Annotated in this window: 22 protein-coding genes and 1 riboswitch; of the genes, 5 read left to right on the plus strand and 17 right to left on the minus strand. The window is 66.2% G+C overall.

What is annotated here, in order from left to right; genetic code table 11:
• Positions 1 to 6: 6 nt before the first annotated feature.
• From ACFXNW_RS25175 to ACFXNW_RS25185, 3 genes are all read right to left on the minus strand, one after another.
• Entirely contained in the window at positions 7 to 726 is a 720-nt protein-coding gene (locus ACFXNW_RS25175; RefSeq protein ID WP_379420258.1) for a hypothetical protein, read from the minus strand.
• 344 nt (positions 727 to 1,070) lie between these two features.
• Positions 1,071 to 2,294 (minus strand): serine hydrolase, encoded by a 1,224-nt coding sequence (locus ACFXNW_RS25180; RefSeq protein WP_379420259.1) that lies wholly within the window; start codon positions 2,292 to 2,294, stop codon positions 1,071 to 1,073.
• 173 nt (positions 2,295 to 2,467) lie between these two features.
• Positions 2,468 to 2,920: a hypothetical protein gene (locus tag ACFXNW_RS25185; RefSeq protein ID WP_379420260.1), complete on the minus strand. Its 453-nt coding sequence runs from the start codon at positions 2,918 to 2,920 to the stop codon at positions 2,468 to 2,470.
• Positions 2,921 to 3,002: 82 nt separating this feature from the next.
• Here ACFXNW_RS25185 and ACFXNW_RS25190 point away from each other — a divergent pair, with 82 nt between their 5' ends.
• Positions 3,003 to 3,458: an HAD family acid phosphatase gene (locus ACFXNW_RS25190; RefSeq protein ID WP_379420261.1), complete on the plus strand. Its 456-nt coding sequence runs from the start codon at positions 3,003 to 3,005 to the stop codon at positions 3,456 to 3,458.
• A gap of 111 nt (positions 3,459 to 3,569) precedes the next feature.
• Here the strand turns inward: ACFXNW_RS25190 and ACFXNW_RS25195 are convergent, their stop codons facing one another.
• The 8 genes from ACFXNW_RS25195 to ACFXNW_RS25230 all read right to left on the minus strand — a co-directional run bounded on the left by ACFXNW_RS25195 (position 3,570) and on the right by ACFXNW_RS25230 (position 10,133).
• The gene (locus ACFXNW_RS25195) at positions 3,570 to 4,826 is read right to left on the minus strand and encodes an acyl-CoA dehydrogenase family protein (protein ID WP_379420262.1); all 1,257 of its coding nucleotides are present in this window, start codon (positions 4,824 to 4,826) and stop codon (positions 3,570 to 3,572) included.
• A 28-nt stretch (positions 4,827 to 4,854) separates the two neighbouring features.
• Positions 4,855 to 5,724, minus strand: coding sequence for an SDR family oxidoreductase (locus ACFXNW_RS25200; RefSeq protein ID WP_379420263.1), 870 nt, complete (start codon positions 5,722 to 5,724; stop codon positions 4,855 to 4,857).
• A gap of 126 nt (positions 5,725 to 5,850) precedes the next feature.
• Positions 5,851 to 6,726, minus strand: coding sequence for a MaoC/PaaZ C-terminal domain-containing protein (locus ACFXNW_RS25205; protein ID WP_379420264.1), 876 nt, complete (start codon positions 6,724 to 6,726; stop codon positions 5,851 to 5,853).
• A 14-nt stretch (positions 6,727 to 6,740) separates the two neighbouring features.
• Entirely contained in the window at positions 6,741 to 7,175 is a 435-nt protein-coding gene (locus tag ACFXNW_RS25210) for an SRPBCC family protein (protein ID WP_379420265.1), read from the minus strand.
• A gap of 35 nt (positions 7,176 to 7,210) precedes the next feature.
• Complete coding sequence (locus ACFXNW_RS25215; RefSeq protein ID WP_379420266.1) at positions 7,211 to 8,416, minus strand: lipid-transfer protein; 1,206 nt, start codon at positions 8,414 to 8,416, stop codon at positions 7,211 to 7,213.
• Between the two features lie 282 nt (positions 8,417 to 8,698).
• Positions 8,699 to 9,346 carry a TetR/AcrR family transcriptional regulator gene (locus ACFXNW_RS25220; protein WP_379420267.1) on the minus strand — a complete coding sequence of 216 codons (648 nt, stop codon included), beginning with the start codon at positions 9,344 to 9,346 and terminating at the stop codon, positions 8,699 to 8,701.
• Positions 9,347 to 9,393: 47 nt separating this feature from the next.
• On the minus strand, positions 9,394 to 9,816 hold the full coding sequence (locus ACFXNW_RS25225; protein WP_379420268.1) for a type II toxin-antitoxin system VapC family toxin: 423 nt from the start codon (positions 9,814 to 9,816) through the stop codon (positions 9,394 to 9,396).
• Entirely contained in the window at positions 9,813 to 10,133 is a 321-nt protein-coding gene (locus ACFXNW_RS25230) for a type II toxin-antitoxin system Phd/YefM family antitoxin (protein WP_379420269.1), read from the minus strand. Before ACFXNW_RS25230 ends, ACFXNW_RS25225 begins: the two co-directional genes overlap by 4 nt.
• Positions 10,134 to 10,283: 150 nt before the next feature.
• On the opposite strand from ACFXNW_RS25230, the gene ACFXNW_RS25235 reads away from it, so the two are divergent.
• Positions 10,284 to 11,180 carry an NAD(P)-dependent oxidoreductase gene (locus ACFXNW_RS25235; RefSeq protein ID WP_379420270.1) on the plus strand — a complete coding sequence of 299 codons (897 nt, stop codon included), beginning with the start codon at positions 10,284 to 10,286 and terminating at the stop codon, positions 11,178 to 11,180.
• Between the two features lie 149 nt (positions 11,181 to 11,329).
• Here the strand turns inward: ACFXNW_RS25235 and ACFXNW_RS25240 are convergent, their stop codons facing one another.
• Positions 11,330 to 12,547 (minus strand): NADP-dependent isocitrate dehydrogenase, encoded by a 1,218-nt coding sequence (locus ACFXNW_RS25240; RefSeq protein WP_379420271.1) that lies wholly within the window; start codon positions 12,545 to 12,547, stop codon positions 11,330 to 11,332.
• 291 nt (positions 12,548 to 12,838) lie between these two features.
• A riboswitch (SAM riboswitch) is annotated at positions 12,839 to 12,949 on the plus strand.
• A gap of 87 nt (positions 12,950 to 13,036) precedes the next feature.
• Between ACFXNW_RS25240 and ACFXNW_RS25245 the strand changes: the two genes are divergently transcribed.
• Both ACFXNW_RS25245 and ACFXNW_RS25250 read left to right on the plus strand, forming a co-directional pair.
• Positions 13,037 to 14,362 (plus strand): bifunctional o-acetylhomoserine/o-acetylserine sulfhydrylase, encoded by a 1,326-nt coding sequence (locus ACFXNW_RS25245; RefSeq protein WP_379420272.1) that lies wholly within the window; start codon positions 13,037 to 13,039, stop codon positions 14,360 to 14,362.
• A complete protein-coding gene (locus ACFXNW_RS25250; protein ID WP_379420273.1) occupies positions 14,359 to 15,507 on the plus strand; it encodes a homoserine O-acetyltransferase in 1,149 nt (382 codons plus the stop codon). The genes ACFXNW_RS25245 and ACFXNW_RS25250 overlap by 4 nt, the downstream gene beginning before the upstream one ends.
• A gap of 132 nt (positions 15,508 to 15,639) precedes the next feature.
• Here ACFXNW_RS25250 and ACFXNW_RS25255 read toward each other — a convergent pair whose 3' ends face one another.
• A complete protein-coding gene (locus ACFXNW_RS25255; RefSeq protein ID WP_379420381.1) occupies positions 15,640 to 15,885 on the minus strand; it encodes a DUF3017 domain-containing protein in 246 nt (81 codons plus the stop codon).
• Between the two features lie 158 nt (positions 15,886 to 16,043).
• Positions 16,044 to 16,445, minus strand: a complete 402-nt coding sequence (locus ACFXNW_RS25260) for a RidA family protein (protein WP_379420274.1) — start codon at positions 16,443 to 16,445, stop codon at positions 16,044 to 16,046.
• 105 nt (positions 16,446 to 16,550) lie between these two features.
• On the opposite strand from ACFXNW_RS25260, the gene ACFXNW_RS25265 reads away from it, so the two are divergent.
• A complete protein-coding gene (locus ACFXNW_RS25265) occupies positions 16,551 to 17,015 on the plus strand; it encodes a tRNA (cytidine(34)-2'-O)-methyltransferase (RefSeq protein WP_379420275.1) in 465 nt (154 codons plus the stop codon).
• 3 nt (positions 17,016 to 17,018) lie between these two features.
• On the opposite strand, the gene ACFXNW_RS25270 is transcribed toward ACFXNW_RS25265, so the two are convergent.
• The 3 genes from ACFXNW_RS25270 to ACFXNW_RS25280 are packed head-to-tail and all read right to left on the minus strand — an operon-like array spanning position 17,019 to position 21,911.
• Positions 17,019 to 17,249, minus strand: coding sequence for a DUF167 domain-containing protein (locus ACFXNW_RS25270; RefSeq protein ID WP_379420276.1), 231 nt, complete (start codon positions 17,247 to 17,249; stop codon positions 17,019 to 17,021).
• Entirely contained in the window at positions 17,206 to 18,222 is a 1,017-nt protein-coding gene (locus tag ACFXNW_RS25275) for a DUF4349 domain-containing protein (RefSeq protein ID WP_379420277.1), read from the minus strand. Before ACFXNW_RS25275 ends, ACFXNW_RS25270 begins: the two co-directional genes overlap by 44 nt.
• 44 nt (positions 18,223 to 18,266) lie before the next feature.
• On the minus strand, positions 18,267 to 21,911 hold the full coding sequence (locus ACFXNW_RS25280) for an error-prone DNA polymerase (RefSeq protein WP_379420278.1): 3,645 nt from the start codon (positions 21,909 to 21,911) through the stop codon (positions 18,267 to 18,269).
• Between the last annotated feature and the right edge of the window lie 20 nt (positions 21,912 to 21,931).

Below are 21,931 nucleotides of genomic sequence, written 5' to 3' on the forward strand. Positions count from 1 at the left end.
GCGCGCTCAGGCGGATTTGTACGCGGTGACCACGGCCTCGGCGATCCGCATCAGGTCGGTGCATCCTCGGCTGCCGGTGAGTTCGACGACGTCGGCCCAGGTATCGGCCCGTCCTTGATGCGCGGGCGGTGGACCGTCGGCGCCTATGTCCACTGTCCGAGGATCATTTTCACCCAGGTACAGGTCCATGGTGCAGCTGTTCGGCTTGCGTACCGCTCTGACTCCTGAGACGGTGATGACTTCGCCCTCGGACTGGCCGTAGTCGAGCAGGCTGAGCGTTTTCTGGGTCGAGATGATGGAGTAATACGTCGACTCGTCGTCCTTGTCGAGTTGTACCTCACAGTTGTAGGCGACCACATGGGTGTCGATCTTCAATCGGTCCGGATCCGTACCCAGAACCGTCAGTGCCGCGCACGGGTCCATGGCCGCCAGTGGCGTATCGAATGCGCGCGTAGTGTCGCTGCGCAGCGGCGTGGTGTCGAGCGTCGGCAGTGCGGCGCGCACGAATTCCTTGGCAGCCGGACACACGTCGGCGCCCTCCGAGCCATACATCGAGTAAATGAAGTCGCGCACACGGTACGGCACGGTGATCGTGCAGCCCAGTACGCGCTCGACGATAACCGGCGTTCCGTCGATCGTGTCGTTCGGTGCATTCATCGAGTGATGGCTCATGTCGACCCCCACCCCGGTGATCCCGGCCGCTCCGATTTTCGGCCGAAACGCCACATGACATTCGTCGAACCCTTGACTGCCACCGAAGTACACAGGTGTGCCGAGGGTTGCGATCGCGGCATCGTTGATGAACCCGCACGGATCGAGACGCCTGATCTGGTCGGACACTCGCAGTGCCGCTCGCTCCTCGGCCGACAGACCTTGGCGGTAGGTCTCCGCGGTTCCGGCGGCGTTCGCGTCACCGGTGATGCGCTGCGCACAGCCCGTCAGCGATGCCACCATCATCAGGGCAGCCGAGATCACCATGACGAGTTTCGCCGCCGAGCCATGTGAATTCCACCCCACGCCGCTGACCCTACAGCTCATCAGCGCAACCTCCGCCTCCTGGTTCGCTGCGACTAACCGATGAGGTCGGAGATCTGGGCGACCAGTTGCCAGGGGCGGGTGGTGTCGGTGGTGGCTTTGCCACTGGTCAGGATGGCGCCGGAGAGGGCGCGGGCAGGGTCGGCCCAGCCGTATTGGGTGGTCAAACCGCTACGACCGAAATGGGACTGGGTGTTGCGGCCGAATTTGGAGCGGCGAGCGCCCAGTTCGAAACCGGCGCAGGAGACTCGGCCTGCGGCTCCCGGCATTCGGTGGGCGGGCCGGACGGCGGCGCGCAGGGTGGCGGGGTCGATGATGCGGATGCTATCGAGTTCCCCACCGCGGGCGAGGATTTCATAGAAGCGCGACAGCTCGTAGGCGGTGGTGACCAGATTGCCGGAGGGTAGTTCGGCGGTGAGGAAGGCCGCGTTGGCCTCTTTGGACACCACCGCGCCACCCATTCCGCCACCGAGTGCCTTGCGCGCGAGGAACTTCGAGATCCGCGACGGTCCCGGCCCGGTTTTCACGCTCGGCACCACCTTGTCGACGTCCTCGGCGCGCACGCCGAAGTTGGTCCACCGGAAGCCCAGCGGGTCCAGGACCTGCTCGGCGAGATGTTCGCGCATCGGCTTCCCGGTGGCCCGGCGCACCAGCAGGCGTTGGATGAGGCCGCCGGTAAGTGCGTGGTAAACGCGGAATCGGCCCGGACGCCAGCTCGGCACCAGATCGGCCAGCGCCTGCACCGCCAGTTCCTCATCGACCACCACGTCGACGGCACGGTACGGCGGCGTCATGAACGGCACGCCCGCCGAATGCGACAGCACATCGCCGATGGTGATCAATTCCTTGCCGTTGGCCGCGAACTCCGGAATGTATTCGCACACCGGGTCGTTCACACCGAACGCACCCTGCTCGATGAGCATGTACATCAATGTCGCCGAGACGCCCTTGGCGGTGGAGAACCCGCAGAACGGCGAATCCGGCGTGGCGAGGACCTTCTCGGCATCCGGGCCGTCACCGGGCCCGTTTCCCCACCCGTGGCCGATGGTTCGGTTGAGCACCACCGCACCGTGACGCCGGACGCAGACCTGGATCGCGGGCGTGGTGCCCAGCCGATACCAGTCCTGGACCGACGCCCACACTCGCTCGACATCCCCGCGCGCCAGCCCCGCCGCTGCGGGTTCGTCCTCGGGGCCACGCGTGGTCACCGCGTCCAGATCGTTCGTGACTGCGATCAACGTGCCTGGTCCTGCCGTCATTCGCCCGAGCTTAACCGCCCACCCTGATAGCCCGCTGAGCTGCGCTGAGAGCGAGCGAAGAATGGGCGGCGGGGTAAGCCAGTGGCGCGATGCGGGGCGATTCGAGAGTGGCCCAGCAGATCACGGGCCAGTCTCGGGATTGTGAAACACCTGCGCTTCATACTTACCGGGAGCTAACGTCCGACCATGAAGCGCTCCATCGCAGGCGTTGCTCTCGGCGTCGCCGTCACTCTCATCGTTCCGCTGCCTGCATTGGGCGATACCGGTTCGTCCATTCTGCCCGGTGGTACCGGTTCGTCGTCGGGGTCCGCGAAATCCGGTTCCGCGTCCGGTTCGGCGAAGTCGGGTTCGGCGTCGGGGTCGGCGAAGTCCGGATCCTCGTCGGGCTCAGGTAAATCCGGTTCTTCGTCGGGCTCGGGGAAGTCCGGCTCGGCATCCGGGTCCAGTGATTCCGGTTCATCTTCCGACGACGACACCGGCTCTTCCTCGCGTACGGACGACGACACGGGATCCTCCTCGCGCTCCGATGACGGCACCGGATCGTCGTCGAGGTCCGACAACGACACCGAATCGCCCTCGCGCACCCCCAATTCCCGCCCACATACCGGCGGTACCGAAACCCCCACGGACTCCGCCGATTCCGGTACGCCCTCCGGTTCCGGCGGCGCACTCCCCTCCTATGAGCAGTGGATCGGCGAGGTGCAGACGGTGGCCGACCAGGCACAGGGCGAACTCGCCCAGCGTCTGCCCGGCGCCACCCGTCCGGCCATCGTCCTCGATATCGACAACACCTCGCTGGAGACTCAGTACAACCCGGGCGTCATCATCCCCGCGATCGATCCCATCCTGCGGCTGGTCACCTGGGCGAAGGGCCAGGGCGCAACGATCATCTTCGTCACCGGACGGCCGGAGCTGGTGAACATCTACACCCAGCACAACCTCACCGCCGTCGGCTACCCGGTCGACGGCCTGTACGGCAGCCCGCTCACCACGCTCTCGGCCGGCGCCACCGGGCTCGAGCAGTACAAGACCGGTGCCCGCGGAGATATCGAGTCCGACGGCTACACGATCGTCGCCAATATCGGCAACAGCCCTTCTGATCTCGCGGGTGGGCATGCCGAGACGACCTTCAAACTGCCCGACTACAACGGAGCACTCAACTGAGGCTCTCCCCATGGGGACCCGGGCACAGCCTGTCCCAGGGTCCGGACAGCGAAACGCCGCCCACCACTCTTCGGTGGGCGGCGTTTCGCGCGAACAACTCGGTCACGTCGGCTACGCCAGCAGCCCCTTGGCGACATGCGTCACCTGGATCTCATTGCTACCCGCATAGATCATCAGTGACTTGGCGTCGCGCGCCAGCTGCTCGACACGGTATTCGGTCATATACCCGTTCCCACCGAACAACTGCACCGCCTCCATCGCGACATCGGTAGCCGCCTCGGACGCGTACAGCTTCATCGCCGAGGCCTCGGCCAGCGTCGGCGGCTTACCGGCCCGACCGCGTTCGAGGATGCTGAACACCATGTTCTGCACGTTGATCCGCGCGACCTCCATCTTGGCCAGCTTGAGCTGGACCAGCTGGAAGCGGCCGATCTCCTGGCCCCACAGCTTGCGGTTCTTCGCGTAGTCGATGCAGAGCCGATGGCATTCGTTGATGATGCCCAGCGCCATGAACGCCACCCCGACGCGTTCGGCGGTGAAGCTGGAACGCGCGCTGTCGCGGCCGTCGCCACCCTTGTGTTCCTCGGTCTCTCCGAGCAGCCGGTCGCGGCCCACCCGGACGTTGTCGAAGAACAGCTCACCGGTCGGCGAGGAATGCAGGCCCATCTTCTTGAAGGGTTTGCCCTGCGTGAGGCCCTCCATACCCTTGTCGAGCACGAAGGTGAGCACCTTGCGGTCACGCTTGTCGGTACCGTCGCCCTCGTCGAGCTTGGCATAGACGATCATCACGTCGGCGAAGGGACCGTTGGTGATGAAGGTCTTCTGGCCGTTGAGGATGTAGTCCTCACCGTCGCGTTTGACGTAGGTTTTCATCCCGCCGAAGGCGTCGGAACCGGAATCCGGTTCGGTGATCGCCCAGGAGGCCACCTTCTTCATGGTGACGATGTCGGCGAGCCAGCGCTCCTTCTGTGCCAGCGTGCCGCGGGACATGATGGTGGTCGCGCCGAGCCCGATGCTGACGCCAAGCGCCGTCACCAAGCCCATACACACCCCGGACAGCTCCCCGATCAGCACCGCCATCAGCGATTCCTGGCCGGCGAACGGACTCGAACCACCCGAGGATTTCTTCTCCGGCAGTTCCTCCCCTGCCGCCAGGGCATCCTCGCGCTTGCGCTGCTTGGCCAGCAGCTTGCCGACGGCCTCGGCGCCCATCGCCTCGATCCCGAAGTCCGCGAACAGCTTCCGCAGGATCGGGTACGGCGTCATCTCACCGCTGTCGAGGGCGTCGAGGTTGGGGCGGACCTCCTTGTCGATGAAGGTCCGCACCGCCTCGCGGATCATCTCGTCGGTTTCGGACCATTCGAACATCGTCGTTCTCCTGTGCTCGGTGGTGATATCAGGGCAGCCGGGCGGCGATATCGTCGATCAGCCACGGCCCGTCGGCCTCGATGGTCTTCACGTCATGCCAGCCTGCCAGCTCGGAGATGGCGCCGCCCTGGACCGCGAAAACCTTGCCGGTGATCGGGCACTTCTCCGACGCCAGATAGGCCACGAGCGGAGAAATGTTGGCCGGGCTGAACGCGTCGAATTCGCCCTCCTCGACCTCGGCGGCGAAAATGGCGCCCATGCCGGGGGTTGCGAGGGTGAGGCGGGTACGCGCCATGGGGGCGATGGCGTTGACGCGGACGCCGTAGCGTTCCAGCTCGTCGGCAGCGACCAGCGTCAATGCCGCGATACCCGCCTTCGCGGCACCGTAATTGGCCTGCCCCGGATTGGGGATGGTGACACCCGAAGCGGAGGCCGTGTTGATCACCGCGGCGTTGATCTGATTACCCGCCTTGCTCTGGTCCTTCCAGTACGCGGCGGCATGATGCAGCACCGCGGCGTGGCCCTTGAGATGGACCGCGATCACCGCGTCCCACTGGGACTCCTCGAGGCCCGCGACGAAACCATCGCGCAGGATGCCGGCGTTGTTGACGACGATATCGAGCTTGCCGAACTCGGCGACGGCCTGATCGACCAGCTTCTTCGCCCCGGCCCAGGTGGCGATGTTCTCGGTATTGGCCACCGCGCGCCCACCCGCGGCCACGATCTCGTCGGCGACCTCCTGCGCTGGACCCACATCGGAGCCCTCACCAGCATTGCTACCGCCGAGATCGTTGACAACCACCGCGGCGCCCTCGGCGGCGAACAGCAGTGCGTGTTCGCGGCCGATCCCTCGGCCCGCGCCGGTGATGACGGCAACCCGCCCTTCGAGTGCACCCATGTTTCGAAACTCCTTCACAGCTAAGGGAAAACGCCGCGGCGCCGGACTTGTCGGTGTCGGCGCCGCGGCGAGGTGATCAGTCGGTGTTCGATGAGCCTCGTCCGGAGGCCCGGTGTGGCGACCGGATCAGTCGGCGACGACGGCGAGCCCGTCGGTGAGCACCAGATCCGCACCGCGCGCGGTCCGGAACGCGTAGGTGGTGGCGCCGTCCTCGGTACCGACCCGCCAGATCTGGGTTTCCAGGTCGTCGTCGGGGAACACCATCTTCGAAAACCGCACCGCGAACCGCTTCAGCCGATGCACATCCGATCCCGCGACCTCGGTGAGCACACCCCACGACGACATCGCCATGGTGCACAGACCATGCGCGATGATGCCGGGCAGGCCCGCGTCCTCGGCCACCTGCTCGTCCAGGTGCAGCGGGACAGGATCGCCGGAGGCCGGCGCGTAGCGGTAGGTCTGGTCGTGATCCACATGGTGGGCGACCGCCGCCAGCGGCGGCTGTTCGGCCAGTGCCGGATCGAACTTGTGCGCAGGCGCCGACTCGCCGACCTTGGTGCCGACATCGATATTGCGGAAGAACGCGGTCAGGTACTGCTTGTTGACCAGTTCGCCGTCTTCGGTGCGGCATTCGATGACGATGGTGATCGTGGTGCCGTTCTCGCGGCCCTCGTAACCGATCGCCTTGGCCCGCGAAACCAGCTTGTCACCGGGTCTGATCGGGCGATGGAAATGGAAATCCTGCTCGCCGTGCACGACCCGGCCGAAGATGTCCATCGGCACCACGTCGATCACCGGCATCATCATGGCCTCGAAAACCGGGACGATGCCGAATACCGGCGAGGCCACCTCACCGGCCAGATGAGCGGGGATCGGGTCATTGGTCGCGGCCGCGTACTCGGCGATCCGCTCCGCGGTAACCTCGAAACGTTCCTCATCGGACCAGACGTTCAGACCGGAGTCGTCGAATTCGACGCTCTTGCCCGCTGTTTCGGTCGACATGCGCGCTCCCGCACTCAGACCGACGCCAGCGCGTCGAGCTGCTCGAGGGTCTTGTCCAGTTGCTTGGCGCCGTCCTTTTCGACTGCCTTGCCGAGCGCGCCCTTGATCAGCGCGCCCTCGAAATCACCGTCGACGGAGAACTTGCTGCCCTCGCCCTCCGGCTGGATCTCGAAGGAGAACCGCACCTTGACACCGGCCATACCGGTCCCACTGAGCACCAGCTTGTTCGGTGCGTCCACGCTCTCGACGACCCATTCGATCTTGTTGGCCATGCCGAGCATGAAGATCTTGGCGACCAGCTTGGATCCGGCGGTCAAAGCGGCGGGCGGCTCCTCCATCCAGCGCTCGTGGATGGTGAACCACTTGTCCCAGGTGCCGGTGTCGGAGACGACGGCCCAGACGGCGTCGGGGGCGGCGTTCAGGTTCTTGGTTGCGTCGATATGACCCATGGTCGTGCTCCTCGTCGAGTACGGGTTTCGTAGTGTCAGCGCACTGCGCGCTGGTAGGCGGTGACGACGGCGGCGCCGCCGAGACCGATGTTGTGCTGCAGGGCCGCGGTGACGTTGTCGACTTGACGTTTGTCGGCCGTGCCGCGCAGCTGCCAGGTGAGCTCCGAACACTGCGCCAGACCGGTCGCGCCCAGCGGATGCCCCTTGGAGATGAGCCCGCCGGACGGGTTGACGACCCACTTGCCGCCGTAGGTGGTCTGGTCGGCATCGAGCAGCTTCGCCGCCTCACCCTCACCGCACAGGCCCAGCGCCTCGTAGAGCAGCAGCTCATTGGCGGAGAAACAGTCGTGCAGCTCGATGACCTGGAAATCCTCCGGGCCGAGTCCGGCCTGGTCGTAGACCTTGCGCGCGGCCTGCACGTTCATGTCGTAGCCGATGATGTTCTTCGCGGTGCCGTCGTAGGTGGAGCCGTAGTCGGTGGTCATCGACTGTCCGACGATCTCCACTGCCTGCCCGGCCAGATCGTGCGAATCCACGAACGCCTCACTGGCCAGGATCACCGCACCGGAACCGTCGGAGGTCGGCGAGCACTGCAGCTTGGTGAGCGGGTCGTAGATCATCCGTGCGCCGAGGATGTCATCCATCGTGTACTCGTCCTGGAACTGCGAGTACGGGTTGTTCACCGAATGCTTGTGGTTCTTGTAGCCGATCTTCGCGAAATGCTCCGGCGTGCTGCCGTACTGCTTCATATGCTCACGACCGGCCGCACCGAACATCCACGGCGCCACCGGAAACAGCACCTCGGAGATCTCGGCCAGTGCCAGAATGTGCTTGCCCATGGGCTGTTCGCGATCGTCCCAGGTGGATTCCAGCGAGCCCGGTTTCATCTTCTCGAATCCGAGCGCGAGGGTGCATTCGGCCAGACCGCCCCGGATCGCCTGAGCCGCAAGGTAGAGCGCGGTCGACCCGGTGGAGCAGTTGTTGTTGACGTTGACCACCGGGATACCGGTCATTCCGAGCTCGTAGACCGCCCGCTGACCGGAGGTCGACTCGCCGTAGACGTAGCCCACGTAGGCCTGTTCCACTTCGCGGTAGTCGATTCCGGCATCGGCGAGGGCTTTGGTCCCCGATTCCCGTGCCATGTCCGGGTAGTCCCAGTCGCTGCCGTCTTCGTTCTTGCGCCGGCCGGGCTTCTCGAACTTCGTCATCCCGACACCCACGACGTAGACCTTGTTCGCCATCGAACTCCTCACCTTGTGCCACCCCGAAGACCTCGGAGCCGCTCGCAGGTAACCGCGCCAGCCGCGCGGCTCAACCAGTTACAAACATACGAGCGTGTATGTAACTACGCAAGGGTGCGGCTGATTTTTGGGTGAAGTCCCCCGTCAGCCCCAGTAAAGGGCAGTGCTCGAACATTCCGCCGCGCCGCTGCGAGGACACATTCGCCAGTGGCGGCGCGGGTGACGTGCGTAAGCGGCGGCAACACAGCACCGTTATCCGCCGCCGAGAGCAGCGTCAGCGCCTCACGATTCCGAGGCAACCTTCGGAGTAAGCGCAGCCTCCGCGATCGTGCGCAGATGAGCACTCGCGCGAGTCCACCGCCGGCGCGCACGATCCGGATCCGGATCGATGAAGTTCGAGATCAGGATGCCACGCAGGGCATCCATGGCGGTGTAGACGAAATCGCGGGCGTCCTTGCGGCGCACCTCATCCGGGACGAACCGGGCCACCGCCAGCAGCACCGCATTGTTGACGAACGGCTCGACCTTTTCCATGGCGGCCGCAAGCACCGAATCGGTGCGGCCTGCTACCCACAGTTCGACGGTGGCGATGAACAGCGGCCCCTGATGCAGCTCCCAGAGGAATTCCAGGGCCGCGTCGACCGGATCGTCGACCTCCTCCACCCGGCCCATATCGCGCATGGCGGTCTCGGCGCGACGCTGCGCGAGGTGGCTGATGGCCGCGACAACGAGGTCGTTCTTGGACCCGAAGTGGTGCACCTGAGCGCCACGGGTCACGCCGGCGCGTTCGGCGACACGTGGCGTCGTTGTGCCCGCGTATCCGTACTCGACCAGGCAGTCGATGGTGGCGTCGAGCAGCCGGACCCGCATCTCACTACTGCGCTGCTCCTGGGTGCGGCGCGCGGGCTTGGAGAGTGCGGTTCTGACCATTCGGACGATTCTACCTTTACATTCAGGTCGGTATGTTCACGACATCGTCATCGAGAACCCGGGTGCGTCACCGTCCGAACGTCGATCAGATCTTCCAACCCGCTGAAATCGGCGGGATTCACCGTGTACAGCGGCAACCTGCCGACCGAGGCGATCGCCGCGATCATGAGATCGACCCGGCGCGGCTTCGGATTTCGCCCGGCCGCCAGCACGGACGCCACGATGTGGCCATAGCGACGCGCAGCGCGCGTATCGAAAGGCGGCGGATCGAATAGCGCCTCAGCGTTCTGCAAGCGCTCGATTCGCTCCGCTCGCTCACCACCCGTCCTGGCATAGTGCGGCCCCGCTGCCAGCTCCGCCATGGTCACGGCGCTGATCACCATCTCCTCAGGCAGCTCTTCGGGATCGATCCCGTCCAGGAGGATGATCACACTGGTATCGACAAGACCGCGCGCCACCCCGCCGGTCACCGATCATCTCGCGGCGCGAACTCGCCGCGACGATGCGCGCGGTCATAGGGGTCGTACAGCGAGTCATCAACGGCTTCGTCGAGATCGGCTTGCCACCTCTCAGCTCCCGCCGGTAGTCCGGTAAAGGCCGTGATCACCTCGTCGCGCGGCACCGCGACGCGACGCTTCAGGTGACGATGCGGCACCAGGTCGGCAACCGGCGCCCCGTCCACGGTGATGGTGTAGGCCTGGCCGGCTCGAACCTCACGCAGCACCCTGCTCGCATCGTTGCGAAGCTCGCGCTGAGGGATCTCGGGCCACTCGGCTGGCACACTCATAGGCCCAGCATAACCCGGTTGCTACACATGAACTACAGCATTACTACGGGAATTATCGCGTGGAGGATGTGTTCCTGGTATCGCCGCGCGGCGTTGTACCCCAAAGTCGTAGCGGCGCCCCAAGCTACGTCTGCCAACAGGAGTCACATCATGACCAACAACAGCACTCCGGTGACCGTCCTCGGGCTGGGCCGGATCGGCGCCGCACTCGCCGAACTGTTCCTGCGCAACGGCCATCGGACCACCGTGTGGAACCGCACCCCGGGCAAGGCGGACCAGCTCGACGGGCTCGGGGCGCATCGAGTGGATTCGGCGGAGGCCGCGATCGGCGCGGGCGAGCTGATCGTGATCGCGGGTGTCGATACCGCGACCGCGACGGCGCTGGTGAGTGAGGTGGGCGAGCTGGTGGCCGGACGCGACATCCTCAACGTCGCCACCGGTCGCCCCGATCAGGCCCGCGAACTGGCGACCCTGGTCACCGAACTGGGCGGGCGGTTCCTCGACGGCGCCATCCTCGGCGTCCCGCAAACCCTGGGAACCACCGACACGCTGTTCCTCTACAGCGGCTCCGCCGAGGCACAGCAACGGCATGCGAGCACCCTCGCCGAACTCGGCACCGTGAACTATCTCGGCGCCGACGCCGGCCTGGCCGGACTGCACGATATGGCCGTGCTGGCCGGGATGTACGGCCTGTTCGGCGGCTTCTTCCAGGCGGTGGCCATGGTAGACAGCGAGGGCGTCGGCGCCACCACGTTCACCGCCGACTACCTGATCCCGTGGCTGCGCTCGCTGCTGGATCTGCTGCCGACGCTGGCTGCTGAGATCGACTCACGGGAGTTCCCGGTGAACTTCTCCGACCTCGCCGCCAACCGCGTCGGACTCGACAATATCCGCACCGCCGCACACAACCAGGGCGTCTCCAGCGAGCTCATCGACCCGCTGCAACGCCTGTTCGACAAGCAGACCGAGCTGGGTCACGGTGCGGAGAGCTTCACCACCGCGGTCTCCGGTCTGCTCACCTCCGGGCGCCCGGTCGGCGTTCGCTGACACCCCCGGAAACACCTCGGGCACCCCGCATGATGTGCGGGGTGCCCGTGTATCCAGCCGGACCCTTGTCCGCCGGCCGCGGCGCCTCGGTAGGGGCGCCTCACGGCCGGCAGCGGTCCTGCCGAGGCAGATCAGCTCAGCGGATCAGCTCAGCGGGTGGCGCGTGCCAGATTGGCATCCAGCGCGGCCAAGAACTCTTCGGTGCTCAGGTAGCCCTGGTCACCGCCGACGAGCAGCGCGAGGTCCTTGGTCATCTGACCGCCCTCGACGGTCTTGATGACGACGTCCTCGAGGGTCTGCGCGAAACCGATCACCTCGGGGGTGTTGTCCAGCTTGCCGCGGTGCTCGAGGCCGCGGGTCCAGGCGAAGATCGACGCGATCGGGTTGGTCGAGGTCGGCTTGCCCTGCTGGTGCTGACGGTAATGCCGGGTGACCGTGCCGTGCGCGGCCTCGGCCTCACAGGTCTGGCCGTCCGGGGTCAGCAGCACCGAGGTCATCAGGCCCAGCGAACCGAAGCCCTGCGCCACGGTGTCGGACTGCACGTCGCCGTCGTAGTTCTTGCAGGCCCAGACGTAGCCGCCCTCCCACTTCATGGAGGAGGCGACCATGTCGTCGATCAGGCGGTGCTCGTAGGTCAGGCCCGCCGCCTCGAACTGGCTCTTGAACTCGGCCTCGAAGACCTCCTGGAAGGTGTCCTTGAACATGCCGTCATAGGCCTTCAGGATGGTGTTCTTGGTCGACATGTAGACCGGGTAGTTCTGCTGCAGGCCGTAGTTGAACGATGCCCGCGCGAAGTCCTCGATCGACTTCTTGAAGTTGTACATACCCATGACGACGCCGCCGTCTTCGGGCATCTTCACGACCTCGTGCACGATCGGCTCGCTGCCGTCTTCCGGGGTGAAGGTCAGCGTGACGGTGCCGCCCTGGAACACCTTGAAGTCGGTGGCGCGGTACTGGTCACCGAAGGCGTGACGGCCGATGATGATCGGCTTGGTCCAGCCAGGTACCAGGCGCGGAACGTTGGAGATGATGATCGGCGCGCGGAAGATCGTGCCGCCGAGAATGTTGCGGATAGTGCCGTTGGGCGAGCGCCACATCTTCTTGAGGCCGAACTCTTCGACACGGGCCTCATCGGGGGTGATGGTCGCGCATTTCACGCCGACGCCGTGCTTCTTGATGGCGTTCGCAGCGTCGACAGTGACCTGGTCGTCGGTCTTGTCGCGGTACTCGATGCCGAGGTCGTAGTACTCGAGGTTCACATCGAGGTACGGGTGGATCAGCTTGTCCTTGATGAACTGCCAGATGATCCGGGTCATCTCGTCGCCGTCGAGTTCTACGACGGTGCCTTCAACCTTGATCTTGGACATGGATCTTCGTGTCCTCCTAGGATGGTGCCCTTATTGCACGGCCAGGCGAACACGCTTGTGAGCGGACCCCAGCTGTTCAACAGACAACGTATACGCCTCGTGTTGTCCGCGAGACGTCTGGTGCAAACAAGACGAGCGTACTGCTGCTGGCGACCTCACTGTGCGGGTAGGTCAGGGTGTGAGCCGGATTACGGTTCGCCGTCGATTCCACCGCAGCTCACCCGCCGCCGATCCCGAGCATGGGAAGCCGGGGTTCGGGCCGTGAGGGCCCGCCGGTTACGATGGCGGTCAGGTCATGAGAGCCAGTGCCAAGCCCCGGCTAGCTGGACGGCAACCCTCCTGCAGCGGTGGGGTGCTCCGGGTGAGGACCGGGCTCCCGAGAGCCGGGAGCAAGCGCGCACGTAGGAGGTCACCGAGATGTGTTGTTGTTGTTTGTCGCTCGCGCACAGATAACCCAGTAATCCCGGCGAACAACCTTTGGAGCATGCCTTGACCGACGCCACCGTGCCCGATCCGACCGCAGCCTGGTCCTTCGAGACCAAGCAGATCCATGCCGGTCAGGCCCCGTGCGAGAGCACCGGCGCCCGCGCGTTGCCGATCTACCAGACCACCTCCTATGCCTTCCGCGATACCGATCACGCGGCGGCACTGTTCGGGCTCGCGGAGCCCGGCAACATCTACACCCGCATCATGAACCCCACCCAGGACGTGGTGGAGCAGCGAATCGCCGCCCTGGAAGGTGGTGTCGCGGCGCTGCTGGTGGCCTCCGGACAGGCGGCCGAGACCTACGCGATCCTGAACCTGGCCGGCGCGGGTGATCACATCGTGTCCAGCCAGCACCTCTATGGCGGCACCTACAACCTTTTCCGCTACACGCTGCCCAAGCTGGGTATCGAGGTTTCCTTCGTCGACGATCCGGATGATCTGGAGCAGTGGAAGGCCGCGGTCCGGCCCAACACCAAGGCCTTCTTCGGCGAGACCGTCGCCAACCCGAGCAGCGTGGTGTTCGATATTCCCGGTATCTCCGCGGTCGCGCATGCGGCGGGTGTGCCGTTGATCGTGGACAACACCGTCGCCACCCCCTACCTGATCCAGCCCCTGACCCACGGCGCCGACATCGTCGTCCACTCCGCCACCAAATACCTCGGCGGCCACGGTGCCGCCGTGGCCGGCGTCATCATCGACGGCGGCACCTTCGACTGGACCATCACCGACGCCAACGGACAGTCACGGTTCCCCGGGTTCACCACCCCCGACCCCAGCTACCACGGCGCCGTCTTCGCCGACCTCGGCGCACCCGCCTACGCCTTGAAAGCCCGCGTCCAACTGCTACGCGACCTCGGCTCCGCAGTCTCACCCTTCAACGCCTTCCTCATCGCCCAAGGCATCGAAACCCTCAGCCTGCGCATCGAACGCCACGTCACCAACGCCCTCGCCGTCGCCGAATACCTGACTGGGCACCCCGACGTCGAATCCGTCGCCTACGCCGGACTACCCACCTCCCCCTGGTACGAACGCGGCACACAACTCGCCCCCAAAGGCGTCGGCGCCATCGTGTCCTTCGAACTACGCGGCGGCATCGACGCAGGCAAGAAATTCGTCGACGCCCTCACCCTGCACTCCCACGTCGCCAACATCGGCGACGTCCGCTCCCTCGTCATCCACCCCGCCTCCACCACCCACTCCCAACTCACACCAGACGAGCAGCTCGCCGCCGGCGTCACCCCCGGCCTCATCCGCCTCGCCGTCGGCATCGAAGGCATCCACGACATCCTCACCGACCTCCACGCAGGATTCACGGCGGCGGCGACGTGACCGTGAGTGCCGACCGCAGGACCGCCCGTGTGACGGCGGCCGAGTTGCCGCCGCCGGACGGGCGGCTCGGCACCATCGCCGTCGGGGATATCGCGCTGGAGAACGGCGAGATCGTCCCCGATGTGCACCTGGCCGTGCAGCGCTGGGGTGAGCTGTCACCCGAGCTGGACAATGTGGTGCTGGTGGAGCATGCCCTGACCGGCGACTCTCATGTGGTCGGCCACCCCGACGACATTCATCCGCAGCCAGGCTGGTGGGACGGCATGGTCGGTCCCGGCGCTCCGCTGGACACCGACGAGTGGTGCGTCGTGGCGATCAATGTGCTCGGCGGCTGCAAAGGCAGCACCGGGCCGTCCTCGGCAGCACCCGATGGGAAGCCGTGGGGTTCTCGGTTCCCGGAGATCTCCATCCGTGACCAGGTGACCGCCGAAGCCGTGCTGCTCGACCTGCTCGGCGTCGAACGCCTGGCCGCCGTGGTCGGTGGGTCGATGGGCGGCATGCGGGTCCTGGAGTGGATGGTCGGCGCCCCCGAACGAGTCTCGGCGGCGCTGGTGCTCGCGGTGGGTGCACGCGCCACCGCCGACCAGATCGGCACCCAGACCACCCAGATCGCCGCTATTCAGGCCGATCCGCACTGGCAGGGCGGCGACTACCACGACACCGGCCGCATCCCGACCGCAGGCATGGGGATCGCGCGGCGCATCGCCCATCTGAGCTACCGCACCGAAGGCGAACTCGATCATCGCTTCGAGAACAACGCCCAGGGCGATGAGGATCCGTGGCGCGGCGGGCGATACGCGGTGCAGAGCTACCTCGAGTATCAGGCCGAAAAGCTGTGCAAGCGTTTCGATCCGGCCACCTACGTGCTGCTGAGCGAGGCCATGAACCGGCACGATGTCGGTCGCGGTCGCGGCGGTATCGCAGCGGCGCTGGCGGCCACGCCGGTGCCGTGCGTGGTCGGCGGCGTCGACTCCGACCGGTTGTACCCGCTCTACACCCAGCAGGAGCTGGCCGACGGGCTGCCCGGCTGTCAGGGCCTCGAGGTCGTGCACTCCCGCGACGGACACGACGGCTTCCTCACCGAGGCGGCTGCGGTGTCCAAGCTGCTGATCCAGACCATGAACCTGGCCCGCAACGCGCGATAGGTTCGCGGATTCGCGGCCAGGTCGGCAATGCCGCAGGCCACCTGTACCTCCGGCAGGTCGCGGCCGCAGCCCTCGCTCTACTACACGGCCGGGCTCACCCGAATCACCCCCACGACCGGCGCGCCGCTATCCCTAGCTGACGCCGAGGGTATTGATGGTGGCCGCGATGAACACGATCGAGCTGCCGAGCAGCGCGAGCGCGCCGACGTCGAACGGTTTGCTGCGCACCGCGAGCAAGCCGACCCGCGCCGTCGGCAGGCACAGCCGGAAGGTAGCCGCGAGCAGAGTGGCGCCGCCGAAGAACAGCGCACCGCGGCGCCAGCGTTCCGAGGCCACGAACACGATCGCCACCAGAATGACCAGCGCCACGATCACCATCGGCAGGTGACAGCGAAAGAACTGCGTAGCCCAACTGTCGCCGGGCCGTCGTTCGGCGGTCGGTGTGTCGGCATCGGTCACGGCTTCGATTGTTGCAGACCTGCCGGACCGCGCGAGCGCTGGACAGCGCAACACCTTTCGATCGCCGCTACCTGCCCCTACGCGACCACCGCGACACCCTCGACCTCGATCAGATGCTCGGGCGTGAACAACGCCGCCACACCGACCAACGTGACCGCGGTTTCCGGGAACTCGTAGTACTCCCGCGCCGCCGCGCCACCGGCCCCGAGCGCCTCGAACTTCGACGGATCCCAATCCACCACGTAGAACCGGACGCTGACCAGGTCGGCCGCGGTCCCGCCCGCCGCCTCCAGCGCCTTCCCGAGATTGATCAACGCCTGCGCCGTCTGCCCGGCCAGCCCCTCGGCTACCACGCCCGTTTCGTCTACTCCGACCTGCCCGGAGAGATGGATGATCGTGCTTCCCTTGGAAGCCGTCGCGTGCGCGAAGCCTGGTGCGGGAGGCTGTGCGCCCGCCGGATTATGTGATGTGCTCCCCATGCCGCGGACTGTATCCCGCCCTACCGACACATTCGCGGCGTGCGGCACCGCCCTACCGATGACCCGGATGATCAGCCCGCACGGCACCCGCACAGAATGGTGGGCGTGTTCCGACTGATGTTCCATGAGCCGTGCATTCCGCCGAATACCGGGAATGCGATTCGGCTGGCGGCGGGGACGGGGTGTGAGCTGCATTTGATCGAGCCGTTGGGGTTCGATCTGTCCGAGCCGAAGTTGCGGCGGGCCGGGTTGGACTATCACGACCTGGCGTCGGTGACGGTGCATCCGGATCTGGCGGCGGCATGGGAGGCGATCCGGCCGGAGCGGGTGTTCGCGTTCACCACGCAGGCGAGCACGCGGTTCACCGATGTGGAATATCGCGCAGGCGATGTGCTGCTGTTCGGCACCGAGCCGACCGGGCTGCCCGAGGAGGTGCTCGCCGACCCGCACATCACCGAGCTGGTGCGGATCCCGATGCTGCCGGGGCGGCGGTCGATGAACCTGTCCAATTCGGCCGCGGTCGCCGTCTACGAGGCGTGGCGACAGCATGGATTTCCCGACGCGGTGTGAGGTTCAGTCGTCGATCTCGAAACGCTTGAAACGCGACGTCGCGCCCGCGACGAGGCGGACTGCGCTCTTCGGCACGCCGTAATGCGTGGCGAGCAGCTCGATCGCGGCCTTGTTGGCCTTGCCCTCCACTGCGGGTGCGCGGACGTAGAGCTGCACGGTGCCGTCGTCCAGGGTTTCGACGAGCGGGCCCTTACGGCTGTTCGGTTTTATCGTCGCCCGAACCGTCGTCGGCACTCGATTCTCCTGTTGCGGCAGTAGCTTTCCCGGTCGTGCCGACATCTGCGGCGCCGGACTGCGCGGTTGAGTTCGCAGTGGTAGAGGCGCCGGGCGACGCAGCGACCTGCGCGCGCCGTGGCCTACGCACCAGCCACACGATCACCCACACGACCGCACCGATCACCGCGACAAAGCCGAGCCACGGCACCGCCTTGCCGAGGAAGACGACCGCATCCTTCAACCAGTCGACCAGCGAGTTCCAGCCGGAGACGATGCCGTCCCAGAAGTTGGTCGGCCCATCGTCGGAATCGGTATGGGTGCTGGAGATCTCGATGGTCAGTGTGGACAGCGCGATCTGATCGTCGAGCAGCCGTTTCTGCGCGGTGAGGCTGTCGAGATCGGCCTGACGGCTCGACAGCGCCTGCTCGGCGGCGAGCAGGTCGGCGGTATTGGTGGCTTCGGCCATGAGGACCCGCAGCCGGTCGACCGAGGCCTGCAGGGCGCTGATGCGCGCGTCGAGGTCCTGCCACTGCATGGTCACGTCATCGCGGTTGGTACTCACCTCGGTGACCTCACCGATATCGCCGAGACCGGCGATGAAGGCGTCGGTGTGCTCGGCGGGGATCCGGACGGTGAGCCGGGCGCTGGGATCGCTGTCACCGGTGCCGGGACGTTCGGTGCGGCTGTCGACGCGGCCCTGCAGCGCGGTCACCTCAGCCGTCACCTTGCCCGCCGCATCGATCGGGTCGGCGGAGGTGATCTCGACCTGGCCGGTGATCACTTCCTTGCGGTCCGCGTTCGTCGCGCCGCCGGTGTCCTGTTCTCTGGCGGGTGCCTGTTCCCGGAAACCCGGTGTCGCCGCGGGAGCTTGCATGTCCATGGACGCGCGGCCGCTGGTGGCCGAATCATCCGCGTCGTCGTCATCGCCGCAGCCGCCGATCAGCAAGGCCAGGCCGAGCAGGGCGATCAACAGCACCGCAAGCTTCCGCATGGTCGCAGCGTAGCGGCTCGTCTCGGTCTCGACATGCTTCTCGTTCACCGGAAGTCGCGGGACTTGGCGGCCATGCGCAGATCCAACTGTTGTAAGTGCTCGGCGAGCACACTCACCGCGCCTTCGGCATTCTGGACTCGGCCGCGGATGATCAGTGCCGTGGCGCTCTGGGCGAGCCTGCGGTGTCGAGCCCACAGACCTACCGAGCAGACGATATTGACCATGCCGGTCTCGTCTTCCAGGTTCAGGAAGGTGACACCGGCTGCGGTTGCCGGCCGCTGCCGATGGGTGACAGCGCCACCGACGAGGACTCTGGAACCGTCGGGAACCGACAGCAGTCGATCTGCCGGGATCACGCCCATCGCGTCGAGCTGGGCACGGAGGAATTCGGTGGGGTAGCTGCCGGGCGAGATGCCGGTGGCCCAGACATCGGCGGCGGCCAGTTCCAGCGCGCTCATTCCTGGTAGCGAAGGGGCGGCGGTGGCGGCGACCATGCCGGGCAGGCGATCCGGTCGTTCGCCCGCCGCGGCGCCCGCCGCCCACAGCGCGGTGCGACGCAGACTGCTGCGCGCGCCGAGCGTGTCGGCAGAAGGCGCCGAGGTCGCGGTGGCGGTGGCGGTGATGCTGTCCAGCGCACCGGCGGTCGCCAGCGATTCTGCCTGGCGGACGGTGAGTTCCACTCGCCCGGTCACGTCGAGAAGCGAGGTATAGGGGCCACCCTCTTCCCTGACGCCGACGATTTTCGCGGCGAGCTCGTCGCCGATGTAGCGAACCGCGGCGAGCCCGAGCCGCACCTGAGTACCGCGTTGCTCGAGGGTGGCTTCGGCACGACTGGCATTGATATCGGGACCGTGCACCACGACACCGTGCCTGCGGGCGTCGGCCACCAGCGACTGCGGTGAGTAGAAACCCATCGGCTGGGCGCGCAGCAAACCTGCGCAAAACGCAGCCGGATGATGCAGTTTGAACCACGCCGAATAGAACACCAACGCGGCGAAACTCTGCGAATGACTTTCCGGGAACCCGAAATTTGCGAAGGCATACAGTTTCTCGTAGATGCGGTCGGCGACCTCACCGGTGATGCCGTGCAGATCACGCATCCCCTGATAGAGCCGCGCCTCGAGCCGTTTCATGCGTTCGGGTGACCGTTTGGAACCCATGGCGCGGCGCAGTTGATCGGCTTCGGCGGCAGTGAATCCGGCGACGTCGACAGCTATCTGCATGAGCTGTTCCTGAAACAGCGGCACGCCGTAGGTGCGTTCCAGTGTCTTTTCCAGCGAGGGATGGTCGTAGTCCCACTTCTCCTGCTTGTTGCGGCGGCGGATATACGGGTGCACCGAACCGCCTTGGATGGGACCGGGGCGGATCAGCGCCACCTCGACCACCAGGTCGTAGAACACGCGTGGTTTCAGCCGGGGCAGCGTGGCCATCTGGGCTCGTGACTCCACCTGGAATACACCGATCGAATCGGCACGCGAAAGCATGTCGTACACCGCGGTTTCGGTGAGATCGAGTGTGTGTAATTCGACGGTGGTGCCTTCGTGCTCGCGAACCATATCGATCATGTAGTGCAGTGCGGAGAGCATGCCGAGGCCGAGCAGATCGAATTTCACCAGCCCGGCGGCGGCGCAATCGTCCTTGTCCCACTGCAATACGCTGCGTCCCGGCATCCGCGCCCATTCCACCGGGCACACATCGGCGATGGGGCGATCGCAGATCACCATGCCGCCGGAATGAATGCCGAGATGCCGTGGCAGACCTTCGATATCGGCCGCCAGTTCCAGCACCTGCTCCGGGATGTCGGTACCGGTTTCGGCGCCGACACCGCTCCAGCGGCTGACCTGTTTGCTCCACGCGTCCTGCTGACCGGTCGAGAAACCGAGCGCGCGGGCAGCGTCACGGACGGCCGATTTACCGCGGTAGGTGATCACATTGGCCACCTGAGCGGCGTATTCGCGGCCGTAGGCGGTGTAGACGTGCTGGATCGCTTCCTCGCGGCGATCGGATTCGATATCGATGTCGATATCGGGCGGGCCGTCACGCGCGGGCGACAGGAACCGTTCGAACAGCAGATTGTTGGCGACCGGGTCGACATTGGTGATGCCGATGGCGTAGCAGACCGCCGAATTGGCCGCCGATCCCCTGCCTTGGCAGAGGATGTCGCTGTTCTTGCAGAACATGACGATGTCGTGCACCACCAAGAAATAGCCGGGGAATTTCATCTCGGTGATCACCGCGAGTTCATGCTCGATCTGCCGGTACGCGGCGGGGTTCTGCTGTGGGGTGCCGTAGCGTTCGGCAGCTCCCCTGAGGGTGAGATCCCGCAGCCAGGAATCCTCGTCGTACCCCTGCGGCACCGGGAACGGCGGCAGCTCCGGCGCGATCAAGTGCAGGTCGAAGGCGCATTCGCGGGCAAGGGCGACCGCGTTGGTGATGGCCTGCGGGCAGTCGGCGAACAACCGCGCCATTTCCGCACCCGACCGCAGATGCGCGCCGCCGGTGGGGGCCAGCCACCCCGCGATCTCGTCGAGGCTGCGCCGGGAACGGATCGCGGCCATCGCCATGGCGCGATGCCGCTGGGCCGGGGAGGCGAAATGTGCGCCGGTGGTGGCGACGACGGGCAGTGCAAGCCGTTCGGCCAGCGCGATGAGGTGGGCGTTGCGTTCGTCGTCGGCGGGGAGCCCGTGGTGGGTGAGCTCGACGCTCACCCGGCCGGCACCGAAACGATCGACCAGATCACGCAGCACCGCTTCGGCCCGCACCAATTCCCCGCCCGCCCGCAGATCCTGCTCGAGCGCCCGCCGCAACTGCCCCTTCCGGCATCCGGTCAGGATCTGCCAATGCCCGCCCGCCGCCGCGGTGAGGGTGTCCAGGTCGTAGCGCAGAATCCCCTTCTCCCCCGCAGCCATATGCGCCGCCGCGATCTCCCGCGACAACCTCCGATACCCCTCCTGCCCCCTGGCCAGCACCAGCAGATGTATCCCCGCCGGATCCGGCTCCCCCGTCCGCGCCGCGGAGTCGGGCGCATCCGCATGCCCTGCCGTCGCCGTCTCCGGCACAGCACAGCTCCCCGCCGCGGCACGTTCGGCATCGGCAGGTGGCCCACCCGGCCCGACGCCGCGAAGCTCGGTGGTTCGGCCCGCCGGTTGCGGCACCGGCGAAACCGTTTCCGGCGGCGAGGAATCCGCCGAAGTATCCGGATCTGTCGTATCGACCGGCCGGAGTGTTCGCGGCTGAGCCTCGACCGGACCGGCCGGCCGCGAAGGTCGAGGGTGCACGGTCGTCGCTGCCGATTCCGGTGCGGCGAGGGTCAATTCGGCTCCGTAGACGGTGGCGATGCCCCATTCCCGTGCGGCTTCGAAGAAGCGGACCACGCCGTAGAAGCCATTGTGGTCGGTGAGGGCGACGGCTTCCAGGCCGAGGCGGGCCGCCTCCTCGACCAGTTCTTCCGGCTGGCTCGCGCCGTCGAGAAAGCTGTAGGCCGAATGCGCGTGCAGTTCGGCATAGGGCACGACCGGGCCGAAGGGGCGCTCGTCGCCGTCTGTCAGATACTCACCACGTTTACGCGACCACGCCGGGCTGTCGCCGCCGTCGCCCGGGTACATCGACTCCGGGTCGTGCCTGCCCGGCCGCCCGGACAGGACTCGCTCCATCTCCGACCAGCTGGGCGGCCCGTTACCCCAACCCATGGCATCGTCCCCACATCACC

The organism is Nocardia sp. NPDC059180 (assembly GCF_042754945.1).
GTDB lineage: Bacteria > Actinomycetota > Actinomycetes > Mycobacteriales > Mycobacteriaceae > Nocardia.

Coding starts and splice junctions, on each gene's coding strand:
- ACFXNW_RS25180 (WP_379420259.1), bottom strand. CDS start 2,294: ATGACGGCAGGACCAGGCACGTTGATCGCAGTCACGAACGATCTGGAC.
- ACFXNW_RS25195 (WP_379420262.1), bottom strand. CDS start 4,826: ATGTTCGAATGGTCCGAAACCGACGAGATGATCCGCGAGGCGGTGCGG.
- ACFXNW_RS25200 (WP_379420263.1), bottom strand. CDS start 5,724: ATGGGTGCACTCGAAGGGCGGGTTGCCGTCATCACCGGCGCGGGCCGA.
- ACFXNW_RS25205 (WP_379420264.1), bottom strand. CDS start 6,726: ATGTCGACCGAAACAGCGGGCAAGAGCGTCGAATTCGACGACTCCGGT.
- ACFXNW_RS25210 (WP_379420265.1), bottom strand. CDS start 7,175: ATGGGTCATATCGACGCAACCAAGAACCTGAACGCCGCCCCCGACGCC.
- ACFXNW_RS25215 (WP_379420266.1), bottom strand. CDS start 8,416: ATGGCGAACAAGGTCTACGTCGTGGGTGTCGGGATGACGAAGTTCGAG.
- ACFXNW_RS25220 (WP_379420267.1), bottom strand. CDS start 9,346: ATGGTCAGAACCGCACTCTCCAAGCCCGCGCGCCGCACCCAGGAGCAG.
- ACFXNW_RS25230 (WP_379420269.1), bottom strand. CDS start 10,133: ATGAGTGTGCCAGCCGAGTGGCCCGAGATCCCTCAGCGCGAGCTTCGC.
- ACFXNW_RS25235 (WP_379420270.1), top strand. CDS start 10,284: ATGACCAACAACAGCACTCCGGTGACCGTCCTCGGGCTGGGCCGGATC.
- ACFXNW_RS25240 (WP_379420271.1), bottom strand. CDS start 12,547: ATGTCCAAGATCAAGGTTGAAGGCACCGTCGTAGAACTCGACGGCGAC.
- ACFXNW_RS25255 (WP_379420381.1), bottom strand. CDS start 15,885: ATGGTGATCGTGGCGCTGGTCATTCTGGTGGCGATCGTGTTCGTGGCC.
- ACFXNW_RS25260 (WP_379420274.1), bottom strand. CDS start 16,445: ATGGGGAGCACATCACATAATCCGGCGGGCGCACAGCCTCCCGCACCA.
- ACFXNW_RS25275 (WP_379420277.1), bottom strand. CDS start 18,222: ATGCGGAAGCTTGCGGTGCTGTTGATCGCCCTGCTCGGCCTGGCCTTG.
- ACFXNW_RS25280 (WP_379420278.1), bottom strand. CDS start 21,911: ATGGGTTGGGGTAACGGGCCGCCCAGCTGGTCGGAGATGGAGCGAGTC.